The following is an 18,963-nucleotide window of genomic DNA, read 5'->3' on the forward strand; positions in this document are numbered from 1 at the left end:
GCCATGATCCGCAAGATCCTCGATCGCCTCTTCCCCCACCCGCAGCTGACATTCTTCCTGCTTTTGATCTGGCTGCTGCTGGTCAACAACCTGACCGTCGGCAATGTCGTTCTGGGCCTGATCCTCGGCGTGCTGATCCCCGGCATCACCCAGCCCTTCTGGCCCAACCGGCCCAAGGTCGCCCGCCCGATCAAAGCGGCCCAGTATATCCTGCTGGTGCTGTGGGATATCTGCGTGGCCAATGTCGCGGTGGCCCGGATCATCCTGTTCAAGACCAACGCGAACACGCACAGCCAATGGATCGTCGTGCCACTGGACCTGCGCTCGCCGGAGGCCATCACCGTGCTCGCCGGAACCATCACCATGACGCCCGGCACCGTCACCGCCATGCTCTCGGCCGATGCCCAGCACCTGCTGGTGCATTGCCTCGATACCGACGACCCTGACGCGGTGCGCGACGAGATCAAGCACCGCTACGAACGCCGGCTGAAGGAGATCTTCGAATGATCCACTACGCGCTGATCTTCGCCACGGGTTGCTTCTCGATCGGCATGCTACTGAATCTCTGGCGGATCCGCTTTGCCCCCGGCGTGGTGGACCGCATCCTCGCCCTCGACACGCTGGTCGTGAACGCCATCGCACTGCTCAATGTCTATGGCATCTTGCAAGGGACCGCGGTCTATTTCGAAGTCTCGCTGCTCATCGCCATGTTTGGCTTCGTCTCCACCGTCGCCTATTGCCGCTTCATCCTGCGCGGCAACATCATCGAATAGGAGGAAGCGATGGAACTTTTCGCCGAAATCGTCATTTCCCTCATGCTGGTCATCGGCGGTCTGTTCGGCCTGCTTGGCAGCTTCGGCCTGATCAAGCTCGACGACACGATGCGCCGCCTGCATGCGCCCACCAAGGCCACGACGCTGGGGGTCGGCGGTGTGCTCATCGCCTCGATGCTCTATTTCGCCGTGTTCATGGGAGATGTCTCCTATCACGAGCTGCTGATCACGGCTTTCCTCTTCATCACCGCGCCCATCACCGCGAATTTCGTCGCCAAGGCCCATATGCATCGTGACGTCAAGGAGCGGGACCTGCCGCGGACCGGCGGCGGCTATGGCTGGGCCGGCTATGACGAGATCGGCGATGAGGAACAGCCCATCGACACGAAGTGACGGCACCCTTCGGGCTATCCGAAGGGACCGAAACGCTCTGGCGGGGTGACAAGGTTCGGCCTGTGGGTTCTACCTTGGATTTTTCAGTCCGGAACAGGCGTTTCGACAACTGACAGATCGACTCCACGCCCCCAAAGATGGCAGAAGAAAACCATCACTGGCAGCGGTCTGGGAGCATGGTATGGCGATCGAATTGACGACACAGGATGGAACCCGAATTTCCGCATTCTGCTTTGGCGCCATGCAGTTCGGCATCGGGGCGGACCGAGCGGCCTCGGAAGAAATGTACGCCGCCTGCCGGAACGCCGGCATCAATTTCTTCGATACGGCATATGGCTATTCCGAAGGGCTTTCGGAGACATGGCTCGGAGACATGGTCCGGCGCGAAAGGGACTCCGTCTTCTTTGCAAGCAAGGTCGCTTCGTCTGGCGGCTCGGGGCGGCAAAACATCCTGGCGCAATTCGACGAGAGCTGCCGCCGGCACAAGCTTGAATGCGTGGATGGTCTGTACCTCCACCGCTGGGATGCACAGACACCGCTCGAAGAGACGTTCGAGACCTTGGCCGGCCTGAAAGACGCGGGCAAGATCCGCTATATCGGTGTTTCCAATTTCGCGGCATGGCAGGTCATGAAAGCGATCACGGTCGCCGAACGTTTCGATCTCGAAATCTCGCTTCTGCAGCCGATGTACAACCTCGTGAAACGGCAGGCGGAGATGGAGCTTTTGCCGATGGCGGCAGACCAGCAGATTGCGGTCGCGCCCTATTCCCCGCTTGGTGGCGGATTGCTGACGGGGAAATACCGCAGCGGCGCAACCGGGCGGCTCGATACCGATCCCAGTTACAAGATCCGCTATGGCGAACAATGGATGCGCGACGTCGCCGTGGCATTGACCGATCTTGCAGAGGAGATGGGGCAGTCCCCGGCAACGCTTGCGGTGGCATGGGTGGCCAGCCATCCCGCCGTGACGGCGCCGATCATCAGCGCCCGTTCGCTCGACCAGTTGAAACCGTCCCTGACCGCGGTCGGGTTTGAAATGGATGCGGCCTTGCGCGCGCGGCTGACGGCTCTAACGCCGACGCTCGAACCCGCAACAGGCCGGCTGGAAGAAGCCGCAAATACATAACGCGATTATCCGACGGCCCAAATAGCGAAAGATCCGCCTTCATTGGGCCGCCGGTGATCTGTCCTCAGATGCCTCAAACGAAGGCCTGAATCCCCGTCTGCGCCCGGCCGAGGATCAGCGCGTGGATGTCATGCGTGCCCTCGTAGGTGTTGACCGCTTCGAGGTTCATCACGTGGCGGATCACGCCATATTCATCCGAGATCCCGTTGCCACCGAGCATGTCGCGCGCCTCGCGGGCGATGGCCAGCGACTTGCCGCAATTGTTGCGCTTCATCATCGACACAAGCTCTCCCGGGGCGCGGTGTTCGTCCATCAGCCGGCCCAGCCGCAGCACGCCTTGGAGCCCAAGCGCGATTTCGGTCTGCATGTCCGCGAGCTTCTTCTGGATCAGCTGGTTGGCGGCGAGCGGCCGACCGAATTGCTTGCGGTCAAGCGTGTAGTCCCGCGCCATGTGCCAGCAGGCCTCCGCCGCGCCCAATGCGCCCCATGCGATTCCGTAACGCGCTCGGTTCAGACAGCCGAACGGGCCGGCCAGACCGCTGATTTCCGGCAGCAGGTTTTCCTCGGGGACGAAAACCTCGTCCATCATGATCATGCCGGTGACGGAAGCGCGGAGCGAGAACTTGCCTTCGATCTTGGGCGTCTCCAGCCCCTTCATGCCACGCTCCAGCAGGAATCCCTTGATCTTGCCGCCATGGGCTTCGGACTTGGCCCAGACAACGCAGATATCGGCGATGGGCGAATTGGTGATCCAGTTCTTGGAGCCCGACAGAAGGTAACCGCCATCGGTCGGTTTGGCGCGCGTGACCATGCCGCCGGGGTCGGAGCCATGATCCGGCTCGGTCAGCCCGAAACAGCCGACCAGCTCGCCAGTGGCAAGCTTCGGCAGGTATTTCTGCCGCTGCTCCTCGGTGCCATAGGCAAAGATCGGGTGCATCACCAGCGAGCTTTGCACCGACATCGCCGAGCGATAGCCCGAATCGACTCGCTCCACCTCGCGCGCGACCAGCCCGTAGGAGGTGTAATTCGTCCCTGCCCCGCCATATTCCTCCGGGATCGTGCAGCCCAGCAAACCCAGCTCGCCCAGCTCCGTCATGATCTCGCGGTGAAAGATCTCGTGCCGGTTCGCCTCCAGCACCCGCCGCGCCAGACCGTCCTGGCAATAGGCATGGGCGGCGTCGCGGATCATGCGCTCTTCCTCGCTGAGCTGCTCATCGAGCAGGAACGGGTCCTGCCATTGCAGTTCCGCGGGGCGTGCGCGTGCGGTCTCCGGGGTATTGCTCGCCATGTCTCCTCATCCCTCTGCTGGCAAATCCGAACCCCTCGTGCTTACGGCCAAAGCTTGCGGGTTTCCATGCCGCTCTTTTCACGCAAGAGAATGTCCCGCAAAGAGGCAGGCGGGGACCCGGTTTTAAGCTGCGCCCGACGTGGCGCTGTGCTAGCAGTTCCGAGGCAAAACACGCGAGGAGTGAAATGAACAACTGCGTCTTCATCCAGATCCGTTGTGCCCCTGGAACCACCTACGAGGTGGCCGATGCCATCGCGCTGCGGGAAATCCACTCGGAACTGTTCTCGACCTCGGGCGAATATGACCTGCTGCTCAAGCTCTACGTGCCCGAAGGCGCCGATGTGGGCCATTTCATCAACGAGAATGTTGCCTGCATCCCGAACGTCCAGCGCACGCTCACGACGATGACCTTCCGCGCCTTTTAACTCTGCGCCTGCAGCGCCGCATAGGCGCGCGACATTTCCCCATGGAGCCGCTCCAGATCGGAATCGACCTCCGCCTCCGGGTCGCAGTGGAAGCTTTCCAGCACATCGATCCGGATCACGCCGGGCCTTGGCATTTTCCTGTTGCGCGGCAACAGGCGGTCCGAGCCGGATATGACCACCGGCCGAATGCTCCGCCCCGTCTCCCTTGCCACCAAGACCACACCCGCCTTCAGCGGCGCCAGCCCTTCCTCGCCGCTGCGGGTTCCCTCGGGAAAGAGGATCAACGACCGGCGTGGCGGCATGGCGGCGACGGCTTCGGCCAGATGCCGGCGCGCATCGCTGCCGCGGGCGCGGTCGATGGAGACCAGACCGGCGGCCCGGAACCCCCTCCCAACGAAGAAGTTGGAAAAAAACTCCTTCTTGGCACCGAATGTCACCCATTTTCCGGATGGCACACTGGATAGCAGCGCGAAGCCATCGAGATGGCTGCGGTGGTTGACGGCAAAGATCGAATTCTCGTCGGCGGCCATACGTGCAACCGCGGTCGTGCTGATCTCCACTCGGATCTCGAGGAACCACAGCAGCCAACCGCAGGCTCGCGGCACAAGCCTCCAATACCAGCCCCGGAAACCGCGCCGTTTCTCGCAGAACCGGGGGGCGAGGCAGATAAAGAGAAAAAGCGCCGGGCCGACAATGAGCAGCGCCAGACGCTTGAGAAATGTGAACAAGGTGTCCCCTTCCGATCCGGGCAACGGGCGGGAAGAAGCTCCTTCGGTCGCATCCGAGTTGACAGAGGCTGTCTCGCGTTTCCGTGTGCCTGTCAAGCAAGGCGATCCGGCGAGGCAGCCTATTTCGACGATCGGAATGGGGGCTTTGCCCCCCGCGCTCTTTCGAGCGCTCCCCCCAGGATATTTGGGAACAGATGATGAGACGCGATGCCCTGATTTCATCTTTCCACAAATACCTCTGCCGGAGGTACAACCCGCAGGATCGTTCGCGCGTGAGGCGGTGGTTGCCGGAACAGGAAAGCGCCCGGCGAAACCGCCGGGCGCTCCTTGCTGCTGTCCCTCGAAATTTCTACGCGATCAGAACGGGCTGTCCGGATAGTAGAATTTCTCGGCATTCTCCTTGGTGATCAGAACCGAGCCGATCACGAACTTGCCGGAGACCGGGGCGTTGGAGACGAAGTTCAGCGCCGTCATTTCAATGGCGGTGGCGGACATCGAGGGCGGATAAGTCACGTTGGCCTTGATCGTTGCGTCGCCATCGGCCACGCGCTTGATCATCTCCTTCATGCCAGCGCCGCCGAGCACCCACATCTCGTCCATGCGGTCCGCTTCCTTCATGGCGCCCAGAACACCGATGGCCATGTCGTCGTCAGACGCCCACACGGCGTCGATTTCCGGATACTTGGACAGGAAGTCCTGCATCACGGTGAAGGCGTCGTCACGGTTCCAGTTGCCGTGCTCCATGCCGAGGATCTCGATGCCGGAGCCTTCGATCGCCGCCTGGAAGCCCTCGACCCGCTCGTTGTCGATGGTTGTCGGGATGCCGCGCAAAACGACGATCTTGCCGCCATCGGGCATCATTTCTTTGAAGAACATGCCGGACGTGTAGCCGAAGCCTGGGTTGTCGCCGGCCACGTAGAGGTCTTCGATGCCGTCTTCGCTCAGGCCGCGGTCGATCACAGTCACCCAGGCGCCGCTATCCTTCACGCGCTTCACGGGCGCGGTCAGCGGCTCGGATTCGAAGGGCAGCACGACCAGCGCGTCGATATTGCGCGTGGCCATCATGTCCTCGATATCGTTGACCTGCTTGGCCGGATCGGACGCGGTCGAGAGCACGAAGTCGAGCTCCGGATAGGTGTCCTCAAGGCGCTTGATCGCTTCCTTGGCGTGGAAGTTCATGCCACCGGCCCAGCCATGGGTCGCAGCCGGAATGGATACGCCGATGATTGCGTCAGCGGCCATCGCCACGCCCGCGGCCATAACGGTCGCAATCGCCGTGGCGCCGAAGAGATGTTTCATTTTCATGGTCTTCCTCCCTAATTGCCCCGCGACGGGGCACTCTTCCCGTCAGCGGGATGACTTCCTGGCGCGCTGAAGCACAACCGCCAGAATGATGATCACGCCCTGGATCGCCCCGTTGAGATAGGGGCTCACAAGGTCCGTGAGATTGAGAATATTGTCGATCAGCCCGAGGATCAGGACACCGACCACGGTGCCCCAGACGCGCCCGAAACCACCCGACAACAGCGTGCCGCCGATGATGACCGCCGCGATGGTCTCCAGCTCCCACAGCAGCCCGGTGGAGTTGGAGGCCGAGCCGAGCCGCGGCACGTAGAGCACGGAGGCCAGGCCCACCAGGATCCCGAGTACGACATAGGTCATCAGGCGGACATTCTTGACATGCACCGCCGAGTAACGCGCGACCTGCTCGTTGGAGCCGATGGCGGCGCAATGGCGGCCATAGGCTGTGTGACGCATGGCGATCTCGCCGAGAATGGCGACCACGGCAAAGACGATGATCGGCCAGCGGATCCCGAACAGCCCGCCGTAATAGACCGGCTCATAGATCGAGCCGATCGAGAAATTCAGCGAGATGGTGCCCCCATCGGCCATCCATGTGACAAGGCTGCGAAAGATCACCATCATGCCCAGCGTCACGATGAAGGCCTCGATCCCCATTCGGGTGATCAGCAACCCGTTCACCGCGCCGGCAAACGCGCCGAGCATCAGCCCCGTTCCCATACCGATAAGGATCACCCCCCATCCGGTGCCAAGCGCGGGGATGAGCGCGTTCATGACCATGATCATGATGCCGGCAATGAAGGCGGTCATCGATCCGACAGAGAGGTCGAGCCCGCCGGCTGTGATCACGAAGGTCATGCCGACGGCCATGATGCCGATGAAGGCCGAGCGCGAAAGCACGTTGGTGATGTTCTTGGAGGCGAGGAAATCGGGGTTCAGCAGGTAGCCGATCACGATCAGGACAACGAGCGCCAGGATCGGCCCGAGCGCCTGGATGTCGAATTTGAACCCGCCCTTGCCCGGGGCATTGCCGGTCGTATCAGTCATGGCCATTGCCCTTTTTTTCCAGTCCCATTGCGAGGCGCACGATCACGTCCTCGTTGACATCCTGCCCCGTCACCTCGCCCTCGATCCGACCGCGCCGCATGACACAGACACGATCGCAAAGCCCGATCACTTCCGTCATCTCCGAAGAGATGACGATCACCGAGTGGCCCGCCTCCGCGAGCTTGTGGATGAAGGTGTAGAATTGCTGCTTTGTGCCGACATCGATGCCGCGGGTTGGCTCGTCGATGATGACGATCTGCGGATCGGCCAGCATGATCTTTGCCAGCAGAACCTTCTGCTGGTTGCCGCCCGACATGTTGCCCACCAGCACATCGCGCGAGGGCGCGCGGATGTCGAACTCCACGATTGCCTTGTCGAGCGCAGCTTCCTCTGCCTTGCGGTCGATCACGATGTTCGAGAACTTCTTGAGCGCCAGCAACGTCAGGTTACGCCGCATGTCCTGCGTCAGGATCAGCCCGTTTTCCTTGCGGTCCTCCGGCAGGTAGACAAGCCCCGCCTTCATCGCATCCTCGGCATTGTGGATGCGCACCGGCTTGCCATTGATCGCGACCGAGCCGGTGGAGAGACGAACGCCGAAAAGCCCCTCCATCAGCTCGGTCCGGCCGGACCCGACGAGCCCGGCAAAGCCAAGGATCTCGCCCCGTGCAAGGGTAAAGGAAACGTCCTTCACGAGCGTTCCGATGGTGAGATTCTTCACCTCCAGAACCGGTTCGGCGCCTTCGGCCGGGCGTTTGGGCGGGAACATGTCGGAGAGGTCGCGCCCGACCATCGCCTCGGCCATCTGGTCTTCGTTGAGCTCGCCCCGCTTTGCCGTTCGCACGATGTGCCCGTCGCGCATGACCGTGATCCGGTCGGCGATACGGGCCACCTCGTCCAGCTTGTGCGAGGTATAGAGGATCGCGGTGCCCTCTTCCTTGAGCCGGTCGATCTGACGGAACAGCACTTCCGTCTCGCGCGTGGTCAGCGCGGCGGTCGGCTCGTCCATGATCAGCACCCGCGCCTTGCGCGAGAGCGCCTTGGCGATCTCGACCATCTGCTTTTCGGGCACGGAAATGTCGGCGGTCTTGGACCTCGGATCGAGCGGGGTTTCGAGCCGGTCGAGCAGATCGCGGGTCTGCGCGCGCATCGTGGCGTGATCGAGCAGCCAGCCCTTCTTCAGCTCATGGCCGAGGAAGATGTTCTGCTCCACGCTCAGAAGTTGCGCGAGGTTGAATTCCTGGTGGATGAGGGTCACGCCGCGCGCCTCGGCCTCGCGCGAGCGGGCGAAGGTGACGGGCGCGCCATCCAGAATGATCTCTCCGGCGGAGGCTTCCAGATAGCCCGACATGATCTTCATCGCGGTCGATTTGCCGGCGCCGTTCTCGCCGATCAGGGCATGGACCTCGCCCGGATGCAGCTCGATCGAGATATCGAAAAGGATCTGGATCGGGCCGAAGGAGCGCTGCACATTGCGCAGCGCGAGTATGGGGGCCGCAGACATCTCTGCCTGCGGCGGTTCCGATTGTATTGCGGCGTTCGCGCTCATCGGTTCCTCACGCCAGCTTGACCCAGGCCGCGTCCCGCGCCGAGCTGCGCACGCAGGCATCGACAAAGGACACGCCGGCCAGCCCGTCTTGCACGGTCGGAAAGACGACATCGGCCGGGATTGGCTCGCCCGCCATCTTCGCCCGGATCGCGCGTGCGGCCTCGGCATAGATATTGGCAAACCCTTCCAGGTAGCCCTCGGGGTGTCCGCCCGGCGTGCGGGAAACACGACCCGCCACGTCGCGCGCGCCGGAACCGGAGCGGGTCAGCAGCCGCTTGGGCTCGCCGAACGGCGTGAACCAGAGGTAGTTCGGGTCCTCCTGCGACCATTCCAGCCCGCCCTTGGCGCCGTAGACGCGCAGCTTAAGCGCGTTCTCGTTGCCCGGTGCCACCTGGCTGCACCAGAGCATCCCGCGCGCGCCGCCTTTGTAGCGCAGCATGACATGGCCGTTATCGTCCACGCGGCGGCCATCGACGAAGCTCTGCAGATCCGCCGAAAGGCTCTCCAGCTCGAGCCCGGTCACGAAACCGGCGAGGTTGAAGGCGTGGGTGCCGATATCGCCCGTCGAGCCCCCTGCCCCGGTGCGTTCCGGATCGGTGCGCCATTCGGATTGTTTGTTGGTGCCGGTCTTCTCGACCGCCTCCGTCAACCAGTCCTGCGGGTATTCGACCTGCACGACGCGGATTTCGCCCAGCTCGCCATTGGCGACCATCTCGCGCGCCTGCCGCACCATCGGGTAGCCGGTATAGTTATGGGTGAGCACGAAGAGCGCATCGCTCTCTTCGGCCAGCTTCACCAGCTTGCGGGCGTCCGGCAGCGTCGAGGTCAGCGGCTTGTCGCAGATCACGTGGATGCCACGCTTGAGGAATTCGCGCGCCGCCGGATAGTGGACGTGGTTCGGGGTGACGATTGCCACCGCGTCGATGCCGCCCTTGATCCGGTTCTCCCGGATCGCCATCTCGCGGAAATCGCCATAGATACGGTCCGGTGCGAGGCCGAGCGCCTCGCCACTGGCCTTCGCCTTCTCCGGCGTCGAGGAAAGCGCCCCGGCGACCAGTTCGAATTCCCCGTCGATACGAGCGGCGATGCGGTGTACGGCGCCGATGAAGGCATCATTGCCGCCACCGACCATGCCAAGCTTGAGTGGTGCCATGATTCAGATCCCCAGCATCTTGCGGTTGCCTGCCTCGTCGGTGCCGCCATCGGCGAAATCGTCGAAGGCCTTCTCGGTGACGCGGATGATGTGTTCCTTGACGAACTGCGCCCCTTCGCGCGCGCCGTCCTCTGGGTGCTTCAGGCAGCATTCCCATTCGACCACGGCCCAACCGTCAAAATCGATCGCGGCCATCTTGGAAAAGATCGCGCCGAAATCGCACTGGCCGTCTCCAAGCGAGCGGAAACGTCCGGCCCGGTCGACCCAGGGCTGGTAGCCGGAGTAGACGCCCTGCCTGCCTGTCGGATTGAATTCGGCATCCTTGACGTGGAACATCCCGATGCGTTCGGCGTAGATGTCGATATTGTCCAGGTAATCAAGGCATTGCAGGACGTAGTGGGAGGGATCGTAGAGCATCATCGCACGCGGGTGGTTGTTCACGCGTTCGAGGAACATCTCGAAGGTGACGCCGTCATGCAGATCCTCGCCGGGATGGATCTCGTAGCAGACATTCACGCCGCATTCATCGGCATGATCGAGGATCGGCTTCCAGCGCCGCGCCAGCTCATCAAAGGCCGTCTCGATCAGACCTGCGGGCCGCTGCGGCCACGGGTAGATGAACGGCCATGCCAGCGCACCGGAGAAGCTCGCATGTGCGGTCAGCCCCATGTTCTTCGACGCCGTGAGCGCCTTCTTGACCTGGTCCACGGCCCATTCCTGCCGTGCCTTCGGGTTGCCGCGCACTTCCGGCGCTGCGAAGCCGTCAAAGGCGGTGTCATAGGCGGGATGGACCGCCACGAGCTGGCCTTGCAAGTGGGTGGAGAGCTCCGTCACGGCCACGCCGTTCTCGGCCGCCACGCCCTTGAACGTGTCGCAGTAATCCTTGCTCTCGGCAGCCTTGGCCAGATCGATCAGCCGACCGTCCCAGCTGGGCACTTGCACGCCGATATAGCCACAATCGGCGGCCCATTTGGTGATGCTGTCCCAGGAATTGAACGGCGCCTCGTCACCGGCGAACTGCGCCAGGAAAAGGGCGGGGCCCTTGATCGTCTTCATCGCACAACCTCCTCGGCCGGCGAAGCGGTGCGCTATTCGCGCAGCCCCTCCCCGGCATTTGCGAATCGATAATGTAATCCTTTACATCGCGAGTGTAGGCGGTGTGTAATCGATTACAAGAAGTAAGTTCGGCAATGTATACGTTCACGCCGCACCAACTCGAAACGCGAGCAAGGCCACGAAACCATGGGAAAATCCGGCTCCAGAGCCCCTTCCATACGGGATGTGGCCCATGCCGCCGGGGTCTCGACTGCGACGGTGAGTCGTACCCTGTCCAACCCCGACGTGGTGAGTGAAACAACCCGCGAGGCAGTATTCCTGGCGATCCGGGAAACCGGCTATACGGTCAATATCGCCGCGAGAAACCTGCGCAAGCGCGAGACCGGCGCGGTGGCCGTTCTTCTGCCCAACCTCGCCAATCCTTTCTTCTCGCGCATCCTCTCGGGCATTGCCGAGGTAATGGCGGAGGCCGGGCTGAGCGTGTTGATCAGCGACACCACGCCAATGGCACGGGACGACCACCGCCTGCCCGAATATGTCAGCCAGAACAATGTGGACGGCATCATCGTTCTGGACGGAAACCTGCGGCAGGACGCGCTGCTCGATCGGGGCAGCCCGGAGGTGCGCGCGCCGATGGTGTTTGCCTGTGAGTGGATCTCCCAGATCGACCGCCCCATTGTGACTGTGGACAACCAGGAAGCCTCCGTTCGGGCCGTGCAGCACCTTCTGTCGCTCGGCCACAGGCGGATCGGCCATATCTGCGGTCCGCCCGACAACGTGCTCACCGCCAGCCGGCTGGAGGGCGCGCGCGGGGCCATGCAGTCGGTCGGATTGCGGATGAAGCCAGAATGGATCTATCCGGGCGATTTCTCCCTGCAATCGGGAGCGGAGGCGGCAAAGATCTGGCATGGCTCAAACGACCGGCCGACGGCGGTCTATTGCGCCTGTGACGAGATGGCCCTGGGCTTCATCGGCGAGCTTACACGCCGCAAGGTGGCCGTTCCGCGGGAGGTCTCCGTCGTCGGATTTGACGATCTGGACATGGCAGCGCATTTCGTGCCCTCCCTGACCACCATACACCAACCCCGCATCACCATCGGGCGCACGGCCGCCCGCCTGCTGCTGGAACGAATGCGCATGACGCCCAAGGAGCGCAGCGCAAGGCCTGCTCCACGCGTCATTCTCCCGGTGGAACTGGCCGTTCGCGAAAGCACGGCGCCACCGCCGGGGTGACCCGAGCCAGTTTCGTCGTCATAAATGTGACAAACGCCCCATCAAGTCAGGCAAGCCCAGATGACCCGCTTTGTGTCCCTCGCCCTCACCGCGTTCCTCGCCACGCCCGCGCTGTCCGGAGAACTGCCGCCTGCCGTCACCGACGACATGTTCGCCGCGACCTCCCCCGCGATGGTCGAGGTCGGCCGCCTGCTTTTCTGGGACCCGATCCTGTCCGGCAACCGCAACATCTCCTGCGGTACCTGCCACCACCCGAAATTCGGCACCTCGGACGGCGTTTCGCTCTCGCTTGGCGAAGGGGGCACCGGGCTCGGGCCAGAGCGCAAGCCGGACTCCGAAAACATGCCGGAGCAGCGTATTCCGCGCAACGCGCCCGCCATGTTCAACCTCGGCGCGATGGAGTTCACCACGCTTTTCCACGATGGCCGGATTCAGGCCGACCCGTCCCAGCCCAACGGGCTGCGCACGCCGCTGGACCAGGAGATGGTGCAGGGATTTTCCGGCGTGCTCTCGGCCCAGACAATGTTCCCAGTGCTGAGTCAGGACGAGATGGCCGGTCAATACAGCGAGAACGAGATCTCCAAGGCCGTGCGCTCAGGTCGACTGACGGGGGAAAATGGCGCCTGGAACCTGATCGCGCAGCGGGTGCGCGCCATTCCGGCCTACCAGTCAGCGTTCGAGGCGGCCCTGCCGGAAGTCGCCGCCGGGCGACCGGTCAACTTCACCGATATCTCCAACGCGATTGCGGAATTCATCAACTGGGAATGGCGCTCTGATGACAGCCCCTTTGACCGCCACTTGCGGGGTGAAGAAACGCTGGAAGGCGCGGCGCGGCATGGCATGGAGCTGTTTTATGGCAAGGCGGGGTGCAGCGACTGTCATTCCGGCCCGTTCCAGACCGACCACGCGTTCCATGCCATGGCGGTTCCGCAATTCGGCCCCGGCAAGGCGGAGCGTTTCGAAAGCCATTCCCGTGACGAAGGCCGTTTCCGGGTGACCGGGAAGGAGGGCGATCTCTACGCCTTTCTGACGCCCAGCCTGCGCAATGTCGCCCTGACGGCCCCCTACGGGCACACCGGCTCGCATCGCGATCTCGCTGCGTTTGTCAGCTATCATCTCGACCCATCCAAGGGGCTGACCGCTTTCGACCGGACACAGCCGATTTTGCACGATTTCAAGGGCAAGGAAATCTGGGCTGCGCTTGAGGATGACACCGAGGCGGAGCGGATTGCAAAAGCGGCTGAAAGGAACTCTGTTTCGCTCTCAGAAGACGAAGTATCTGCCTTGTTGGAGTTCCTTCACAGCCTGACGGGCGCCAACGGCGCAGACGGCCGGCTTGGCATTCCAGACAGCGTCCCGAGCGGGCTTCAAGTCGACCATTAGCGCCCCATTTTAGCGCCGGACGGAGGCCCTGTCTTCAGCGCGCTCATTCATGAGGAGCGCTCCCGAATGTTTCAATCCGTTGGGCGCAATTCCAATGCCCCAGCATCCAGTCGCCAGATCTCGTAGCTCTGACCGGCCGCGGCTTGCAGCCAATCACTTTGCTCTCCTGACGGCCAGATAACCCGAAACGCGACCTGCTCAAGACCGCCGAGCCCGAAATGCTCCGGAAGGTTCTGGCCGGAGACATGGCCGCCGCCAGAGGTAATCTCGCGCGCGGAAATGCGCCCGTCCGGCCAGCGCAGCTCGATCCAGGCGCCGATGGCAAAGCCGTTCACGCCCTCCTGTCGCGGCTGCAGGGCAAGCCAGTTTCCCGTCCCTTCGGTGGCGTTGCGATAAAGCTCCATGGGAGCGCGGCGGTTTGCGACCACCAGGTCCAGCAGCCCGTCGCCATCGAAATCCGCCAGCGCGGCGCCGCGGGAGCGGTCCGTGGTGGCGATTCCGGCCTCGACAGAGGATTCGAAGAATGTCCCATCCTCCTGCTGGATCAGCAGGTTGTTCGGGTCGTTGATCGCATTGGTGGGCATCTGGTCGACATTGCCCTTGGCGATGAAGAGGTCATCGCGCCCGTCATTGTTCACATCGCCGAATTGTGCCGTCCAGCCGGTGGAGGGGCGGCCATCCTCGCCAATATGTGGCCGCTGGGCGAAGGTTCCGATGGAGAATGGCGCCTGAACATAGCCGGACTCTCCGTCCGACAGCAGCGTCAGCTGGTCGGCCATGGAGGTCAGCACCAGATCGGGGCGGCCGTCGCCGGAGATATCCCGACTGGCGATCCCCATGCCCCAGATCGAAATCCGCTTCCAGCCATCCTCTTCGCCGAGCAGGCGCGGCACGGCTTCCATGCGCCACATCTGTTCCTCGCCCGCGCGCACGTAATAATGCCGGTCATTGGAGACCCGCAGATCCGCACGGCCCGAACGGGTCCAGTCGGAAAACAGCATCGAAAGGGCGCAGAAGCCCGGCTCCAGAACCATCGCCTCGCCATATCCGTCGCCATCTGGGCGGTGCAGCTCGTTCGTGTCGCAGGCCTCGAAGGGGCCTTCCGGGTCGGTCCGGTCGACGTAATTGCCGATGGCGAGGGTCGGGTAGCGATTGCCCGGCTCCCATGTCGCGGAGAAGGCGGTGGACCACTTGTCGCCGGCGTGGAACCCGAGCCTGTCGCCGGCATCCTCGAACTGGCACTCACCGCGCCCCAGCAGGAGCTTGTTCGGCCCGACCCGCAGGATTGCGAGATCGAGCAGGCCGTCACTGTCGATATCGAGCGGATAGGCGCCGGTCACGCCTGTCATCTCGGGGATTCCCACGCCGAGGTCGAAGGCGAAGGGGTCTCCGGGCGCGGCGGTTCGGTTGAGGAAGAGCCGCGCAGGCGATGTGCCACCGGCGGCGAAGATCTCGGGCCGGCGGTCGTCGTTGCAGTCGAAAACCGCCACACCGCCGCCGACGAAATGCTCCCAGCCACCGGAATAGACATGCTCGACCGGCAGGGCCGCGCGCTCGTCGACGTAGCGGATTTCGGCGGTGGCGGGCATTGCCAGCGCCAGCGCCAGTAAGGCAAGCCACTTCATCCGCCAATTTCTCCCGCGCGCTCTTCGGTGACCGCCGCCAGCGCGAGGGTTGCCGCCCCGCGGGCCCAGACGAGATCCCCCCAGGCATTGGTTTCCATGCGCGGCAGGGTGCGGGCCTTGTTGAGCGTCATGGCCCGCGCTTCGGTCAACACCTCCTCGGCATAGAGGTAGTCGTATTTCATCCGCGCCCCCGAGAGGATCACCAGCGACGGATCGAACAGGTTGACCACGTTGGACAGGCCCGCCGCAAGGAACCGTCCGGCGCGGCGGAAGATCGTGCGCGCGGCCTCGTTGCCCGCCTTGGCCTGATCATAGAGGCTTTCGAGGATGACTTGCGCGGAATCCGAAGAGGTCCGGTGCAGGTCCAGCGCAACCGAGGCCTCCCGCACCAACGCATAGTCGGAGACATAGGCTTCCAGACAACCACGCTGGCCGCAACGGCACAACGCACCGTCGAGTTGCACCTTGATATGGCCCAGCTCCATGCCAACCGAATGGGCGCCGCGATAGAGCTTGTGGTCCATGACCAGCCCCATGCCGACACCGTATTCCAGCGTGACAACCGCGAAATCGGCGAGCCGCCGCCCGCCACCGTACCAGAGCTCGGCAAGCGTCACCATGTTGGCGTCGTTGTCCACCTGGACCGGCACGCCGAGCCGTTCGGTCATCCGTTCCGCGATCGGCAGTTCGGTGCCGCGAATGATCGGCGACCAGAGCGCCACCCCGCGCGGATGATCGACAAGGCCGGGAATACCCAGCCCGATCGCGGAGAGCTGCGAGCGCTCCATTTCCGCCTTGGCCAACATGCGCGATAGCAGTTCCTCCGCCTCGTCAACAAGCAGGTCGAAATCGGTGCGCAGACTCTGCCGGTGCAAGCTAGCCTCCGCGACCACGCGGCCGGCGAAATCGATGATCACCCCGGTATGGAAGATATCGCTGAGCTTGATGCCGGCGACATAGGCGGCCTCGGGCCGGACGGCGAGCGCCACCGGCGGGCGACCGCGCCCACCGGGTTCGCGCGCGGCCTCGATTTCACACAGAAGGCCGCGATTCATCAGGTCGGAGACCAGAGTGCTCACCGAGGCGGGGCTGACATCGAGATGCTTGGCAACATCGATTCGCGACATATGCCCGTGAGAGCGCACGGCTTCGAACACTTGCTGGCGCAGTGGCGGCGCAGTCGCGCCATGAGGGGGCAGGATCGGACCGCAGCCGGACAGAGGCTGGGCCGTAAGGTCCGGGTCGCGTGCGCTCATCAGGCTATTTCCTTCACCAAAACAACAAATCCGTTTCTGCATTGCAGAATTCGTGACCACATACACACAGGTTTCGCTACATTACGCCAGCCATTTGTCCACCAAATGCATTTCCAGTCAATTTTTATTTTGACAAATAAAATAAATCGAGAGATGCTCTTGCCGGAGCGGCCTACTGGGCCCTCCGCCCAAACGCAGGGCAAAAAATTCGGGAGGAATTCATGCGTAACCTTTTCATCGCGGCTGCCGCACTGTCGACAGCCTTTACCACGACCGCACTCGCCCAGGACCTGACGGTTGGCGTTTCCTGGTCCAACTTCCAGGAAGAGCGCTGGAAAACCGACGAAGCCGCCATGGTTGCCGCTCTTGAGGCCGCCGGCGCTACCTATGTTTCGGCCGACGCCCAGTCGTCCTCGTCCAAGCAGCTTTCGGATATCGAAGCGCTCATGGCCCAGGGTGTGGATGCCCTGATCGTGCTCGCCCAGGACACCGAAGCCGTCATTCCCGCCGTGCAGATGGCCGCCGACGAAGGCGTGCCGGTCGTGGCCTATGACCGCCTGATCGAAGACCCGCGCGCCTTCTACCTGACCTTCGACAATGTCGAGGTTGGCCGGATGCAGGCCCGCGCCGTTTTCGCCGCCCAGCCCAAGGGCAACTACGTGATGATCAAGGGCTCGCCCACGGACCCGAACGCGGACTTCCTGCGTGGCGGTCAGCAAGAGATCATCCAGGCAGCCGTGGATTCCGGCGACATCACCATCGTCGGCGAAGCCTATACCGATGGCTGGCTGCCGGCCAACGCCCAGCGGAACATGGAGCAGATCCTGACCGCGAACGACAACAAGGTCGATGCTGTCGTCGCCTCCAATGACGGCACCGCCGGTGGCGTCGTCGCCGCGCTGACAGCGCAGGGCATGGAAGGCATCCCGGTTTCCGGCCAGGACGGCGACCACGCCGCGCTGAACCGCGTCGCCAAGGGCACTCAGACGGTTTCGGTCTGGAAAGACGCACGTGATCTCGGCAAGGCCGCGGCGGAAATCGCCGTTGCGATGGCCGGTGGCACGATGATGAAGGATGTCGATGGCGCCATGGAATGGACCTCGCCATCCGGCACCAAGATGACCGCCAAGTTCCTGGAGCCGATCCCGGTGACCGCCGAGAACCTGACCGCTGTCACCGACGCTGGCTGGATCTCTGTCGAGAGCCTCTGCCAGGGCGTCGAGGCCGGTCCGGCCCCGTGTAACTAAGACAACACGCACGAACTGAAAGCAATCATGCCCCCGCCACATGCGGCGGGGGCAATCTGAACGCGCATCCCGGAGAGCGCCAATCATGGCTGAACAGAACGCCCCCCGCGACCTGCCGCAGCACCGCCGGAACATCCTCGACACACTTGAAATCGACACCCGTCTGCTTGGCATGATCGGGGCCTTTGTCGTCATCTGTATCGTTTTCGATGTCTGGACGGGCGGCCGATTCCTGACCCCCCGCAACATCTTCAACCTGACAATCCAGACCGTCTCCGTCGCCATCATGGCGACCGGCATGGTCTTCGTCATCGTCACCCGTCATATCGACCTCAGCGTCGGCGCCCTGCTGGCCACCTGCTCGGCCTTCATGGGCATGACCATGACCAACTGGCTGCCGAACATGCTCGGCGTCGAGCTTGGTGCATCCATCATCGCGCCGGTCGCGATCCTCGTCGGCGTGATCGTCGGAACCGCCATCGGTGCCTTCCACGGCTGGTTGATCGGTTATCTGACCATTCCCGCCTTCATCGTCACGCTGGGCGGGCTTTTCGTCTGGCGCAACGTCGCCTGGCACCTGTCCAGCGGCCAGACACTCGGGCCGCTCGATCCGAACTTCCTGAAGCTCGGCGGCATCTCCGGCACGCTCGGCGCCACCGCCAGTTGGGTCCTAGGCATCATCGCCGCCGGTTTCGTGCTCTACATGCTGTTCAACGCGCGACGCTCCCGGCTTTCCCATGACTTCCCGGTCAAGCCTGTCTGGGCCGAACTGACCATTGCAGGCATCGTCACCGGCGCCATTCTCGGCTTCGTCTGGATCCTCAACTCCTACGAGGTGCCGACCCGCAAGCTCGCCCGCGATTTCCGCGAGGCTGGCCTGGAAATGCCGGAAGGCTATACCGAGGTTTACGGAGTGCCCTACTCGGTGCTGATCCTGATCGTCGTGGCGCTTATCATGACCATCGTTGCCCAGCGCACAAGGCTTGGCCGCTACATCTTCGCCACCGGCGGCAACCCCGAGGCGGCACAGCTTTCGGGCATCGACACCAAGCTCCTGACGGTCAAGATCTTTGCCATCGTCGGTTTTCTCTGCGCAATCTCGGCGGTCGTCGCCTCCGCGCGTCTGACCTATCACACCAACGATATCGGCACGCTGGACGAGCTTCGCGTCATCGCGGCAGCCGTCATCGGCGGCACGGCCCTCTCGGGCGGTTTCGGCACGATCTACGGCGCCATCCTTGGCGCGCTGATCATGCAGTCGCTGCAATCGGGCATGGCCATGGTCGGCGTCGAGGCGCCCTACCAGAACATCGTCGTTGGCATCGTGCTGGTCTTCGCCGTCTATGTCGACATCGTCTATCGCAAGCGGACGGGAGATTGAT

At 63.1% G+C, this 18,963-nt stretch carries 18 protein-coding genes; 9 read left to right on the forward strand and 9 right to left on the reverse strand.

The features are described from left to right. Window positions 1-3 precede the first annotated feature (3 nt). The 4 genes from AX756_RS17570 (at window position 4) to AX756_RS17585 (ending at window position 2,292) form a co-directional block, all read left to right on the forward strand. Complete coding sequence (locus tag AX756_RS17570; RefSeq protein WP_068314643.1) at window positions 4-507, forward strand: Na+/H+ antiporter subunit E; 504 nt, start codon at window positions 4-6, stop codon at window positions 505-507. Beyond that, a complete protein-coding gene (locus tag AX756_RS17575; RefSeq protein WP_068314646.1) occupies window positions 504-773 on the forward strand; it encodes a K+/H+ antiporter subunit F in 270 nt (89 codons plus the stop codon). Before AX756_RS17570 ends, AX756_RS17575 begins: the two co-directional genes overlap by 4 nt. 9 nt (window positions 774-782) lie before the next feature. Beyond that, the gene (locus AX756_RS17580; RefSeq protein ID WP_068314647.1) at window positions 783-1,166 is read left to right on the forward strand and encodes a Na+/H+ antiporter subunit G; all 384 of its coding nucleotides are present in this window, start codon (window positions 783-785) and stop codon (window positions 1,164-1,166) included. Window positions 1,167-1,347: 181 nt separating this feature from the next. Next, window positions 1,348-2,292, forward strand: coding sequence for an aldo/keto reductase (locus AX756_RS17585; protein WP_068314650.1), 945 nt, complete (start codon window positions 1,348-1,350; stop codon window positions 2,290-2,292). A 73-nt stretch (window positions 2,293-2,365) separates the two neighbouring features. Here AX756_RS17585 and AX756_RS17590 read toward each other — a convergent pair whose 3' ends face one another. Next, window positions 2,366-3,580, reverse strand: a complete 1,215-nt coding sequence (locus AX756_RS17590; RefSeq protein WP_068314653.1) for an acyl-CoA dehydrogenase — start codon at window positions 3,578-3,580, stop codon at window positions 2,366-2,368. Window positions 3,581-3,765: 185 nt separating this feature from the next. On the opposite strand from AX756_RS17590, the gene AX756_RS17595 reads away from it, so the two are divergent. After that, complete coding sequence (locus AX756_RS17595) at window positions 3,766-4,005, forward strand: Lrp/AsnC ligand binding domain-containing protein (RefSeq protein WP_068314656.1); 240 nt, start codon at window positions 3,766-3,768, stop codon at window positions 4,003-4,005. Here the strand turns inward: AX756_RS17595 and AX756_RS17600 are convergent. The 6 genes from AX756_RS17600 to AX756_RS17625 all read right to left on the reverse strand — a co-directional run bounded on the left by AX756_RS17600 (window position 4,002) and on the right by AX756_RS17625 (window position 10,837). Then, window positions 4,002-4,733 carry a lysophospholipid acyltransferase family protein gene (locus tag AX756_RS17600; protein ID WP_068314659.1) on the reverse strand — a complete coding sequence of 244 codons (732 nt, stop codon included), beginning with the start codon at window positions 4,731-4,733 and terminating at the stop codon, window positions 4,002-4,004. The two genes, AX756_RS17595 and AX756_RS17600, sit on opposite strands and share 4 nt — an antisense overlap. 357 nt (window positions 4,734-5,090) lie before the next feature. Beyond that, a complete protein-coding gene (locus AX756_RS17605; protein WP_068314673.1) occupies window positions 5,091-6,038 on the reverse strand; it encodes an ABC transporter substrate-binding protein in 948 nt (315 codons plus the stop codon). Between the two features lie 42 nt (window positions 6,039-6,080). Continuing rightward, window positions 6,081-7,082: an ABC transporter permease gene (locus tag AX756_RS17610; protein WP_068314785.1), complete on the reverse strand. Its 1,002-nt coding sequence runs from the start codon at window positions 7,080-7,082 to the stop codon at window positions 6,081-6,083. Beyond that, window positions 7,075-8,583: a sugar ABC transporter ATP-binding protein gene (locus tag AX756_RS17615; RefSeq protein WP_068314782.1), complete on the reverse strand. Its 1,509-nt coding sequence runs from the start codon at window positions 8,581-8,583 to the stop codon at window positions 7,075-7,077. The genes AX756_RS17610 and AX756_RS17615 overlap by 8 nt, the downstream gene beginning before the upstream one ends. A 52-nt stretch (window positions 8,584-8,635) precedes the next feature. Continuing rightward, window positions 8,636-9,781 carry a Gfo/Idh/MocA family protein gene (locus AX756_RS17620; protein ID WP_068314676.1) on the reverse strand — a complete coding sequence of 382 codons (1,146 nt, stop codon included), beginning with the start codon at window positions 9,779-9,781 and terminating at the stop codon, window positions 8,636-8,638. A 3-nt stretch (window positions 9,782-9,784) separates the two neighbouring features. Next, on the reverse strand, window positions 9,785-10,837 hold the full coding sequence (locus AX756_RS17625; protein WP_068314679.1) for a sugar phosphate isomerase/epimerase family protein: 1,053 nt from the start codon (window positions 10,835-10,837) through the stop codon (window positions 9,785-9,787). 186 nt (window positions 10,838-11,023) lie between these two features. Here AX756_RS17625 and AX756_RS17630 point away from each other — a divergent pair, with 186 nt between their 5' ends. Both AX756_RS17630 and AX756_RS17635 read left to right on the forward strand, forming a co-directional pair. Next, window positions 11,024-12,070, forward strand: a complete 1,047-nt coding sequence (locus AX756_RS17630; protein ID WP_068314681.1) for a LacI family DNA-binding transcriptional regulator — start codon at window positions 11,024-11,026, stop codon at window positions 12,068-12,070. Between the two features lie 60 nt (window positions 12,071-12,130). Beyond that, window positions 12,131-13,453 carry a cytochrome-c peroxidase gene (locus AX756_RS17635; RefSeq protein WP_068314684.1) on the forward strand — a complete coding sequence of 441 codons (1,323 nt, stop codon included), beginning with the start codon at window positions 12,131-12,133 and terminating at the stop codon, window positions 13,451-13,453. 71 nt (window positions 13,454-13,524) lie between these two features. Here the strand turns inward: AX756_RS17635 and AX756_RS17640 are convergent, their stop codons facing one another. Then, window positions 13,525-15,078, reverse strand: a complete 1,554-nt coding sequence (locus tag AX756_RS17640; protein WP_068314686.1) for a CRTAC1 family protein — start codon at window positions 15,076-15,078, stop codon at window positions 13,525-13,527. Next, a complete protein-coding gene (locus tag AX756_RS17645; RefSeq protein WP_068314688.1) occupies window positions 15,075-16,334 on the reverse strand; it encodes an ROK family transcriptional regulator in 1,260 nt (419 codons plus the stop codon). Before AX756_RS17645 ends, AX756_RS17640 begins: the two co-directional genes overlap by 4 nt. Window positions 16,335-16,555: 221 nt before the next feature. Between AX756_RS17645 and xylF the strand changes: the two genes are divergently transcribed. Both xylF and AX756_RS17655 read left to right on the forward strand, forming a co-directional pair. Then, on the forward strand, window positions 16,556-17,581 hold the full coding sequence (xylF, locus tag AX756_RS17650) for a D-xylose ABC transporter substrate-binding protein (protein WP_068314690.1): 1,026 nt from the start codon (window positions 16,556-16,558) through the stop codon (window positions 17,579-17,581). 85 nt (window positions 17,582-17,666) lie between these two features. Then, entirely contained in the window at window positions 17,667-18,962 is a 1,296-nt protein-coding gene (locus AX756_RS17655; protein WP_068314692.1) for a sugar ABC transporter permease, read from the forward strand. Window position 18,963 lies beyond the last annotated feature (1 nt).

It is taken from the genome of Aliiruegeria sabulilitoris, from assembly GCF_001558155.1.
In the GTDB taxonomy this organism is placed as follows: domain Bacteria; phylum Pseudomonadota; class Alphaproteobacteria; order Rhodobacterales; family Rhodobacteraceae; genus Tropicimonas; species Tropicimonas sabulilitoris.

Excerpts from the sequence above, each read along its gene's own strand:
- AX756_RS17575 (WP_068314646.1), top strand. The coding sequence starts at position 504 with ATGATCCACTACGCGCTGATCTTCGCCACGGGTTGCTTCTCGATCGGC.
- AX756_RS17630 (WP_068314681.1), top strand. The coding sequence starts at position 11,024 with ATGGGAAAATCCGGCTCCAGAGCCCCTTCCATACGGGATGTGGCCCAT.
- AX756_RS17635 (WP_068314684.1), top strand. The coding sequence starts at position 12,131 with ATGACCCGCTTTGTGTCCCTCGCCCTCACCGCGTTCCTCGCCACGCCC.
- AX756_RS17620 (WP_068314676.1), bottom strand. The coding sequence starts at position 9,781 with ATGGCACCACTCAAGCTTGGCATGGTCGGTGGCGGCAATGATGCCTTC.
- AX756_RS17595 (WP_068314656.1), top strand. The coding sequence starts at position 3,766 with ATGAACAACTGCGTCTTCATCCAGATCCGTTGTGCCCCTGGAACCACC.
- AX756_RS17570 (WP_068314643.1), top strand. The coding sequence starts at position 4 with ATGATCCGCAAGATCCTCGATCGCCTCTTCCCCCACCCGCAGCTGACA.
- AX756_RS17610 (WP_068314785.1), bottom strand. The coding sequence starts at position 7,082 with ATGACTGATACGACCGGCAATGCCCCGGGCAAGGGCGGGTTCAAATTC.
- AX756_RS17605 (WP_068314673.1), bottom strand. The coding sequence starts at position 6,038 with ATGAAAATGAAACATCTCTTCGGCGCCACGGCGATTGCGACCGTTATG.
- AX756_RS17645 (WP_068314688.1), bottom strand. The coding sequence starts at position 16,334 with ATGAGCGCACGCGACCCGGACCTTACGGCCCAGCCTCTGTCCGGCTGC.
- AX756_RS17655 (WP_068314692.1), top strand. The coding sequence starts at position 17,667 with ATGGCTGAACAGAACGCCCCCCGCGACCTGCCGCAGCACCGCCGGAAC.
- AX756_RS17615 (WP_068314782.1), bottom strand. The coding sequence starts at position 8,583 with ATGTCTGCGGCCCCCATACTCGCGCTGCGCAATGTGCAGCGCTCCTTC.
- AX756_RS17580 (WP_068314647.1), top strand. The coding sequence starts at position 783 with ATGGAACTTTTCGCCGAAATCGTCATTTCCCTCATGCTGGTCATCGGC.
- xylF (WP_068314690.1), top strand. The coding sequence starts at position 16,556 with ATGCGTAACCTTTTCATCGCGGCTGCCGCACTGTCGACAGCCTTTACC.
- AX756_RS17640 (WP_068314686.1), bottom strand. The coding sequence starts at position 15,078 with ATGAAGTGGCTTGCCTTACTGGCGCTGGCGCTGGCAATGCCCGCCACC.
- AX756_RS17585 (WP_068314650.1), top strand. The coding sequence starts at position 1,348 with ATGGCGATCGAATTGACGACACAGGATGGAACCCGAATTTCCGCATTC.
- AX756_RS17590 (WP_068314653.1), bottom strand. The coding sequence starts at position 3,580 with ATGGCGAGCAATACCCCGGAGACCGCACGCGCACGCCCCGCGGAACTG.
- AX756_RS17625 (WP_068314679.1), bottom strand. The coding sequence starts at position 10,837 with ATGAAGACGATCAAGGGCCCCGCCCTTTTCCTGGCGCAGTTCGCCGGT.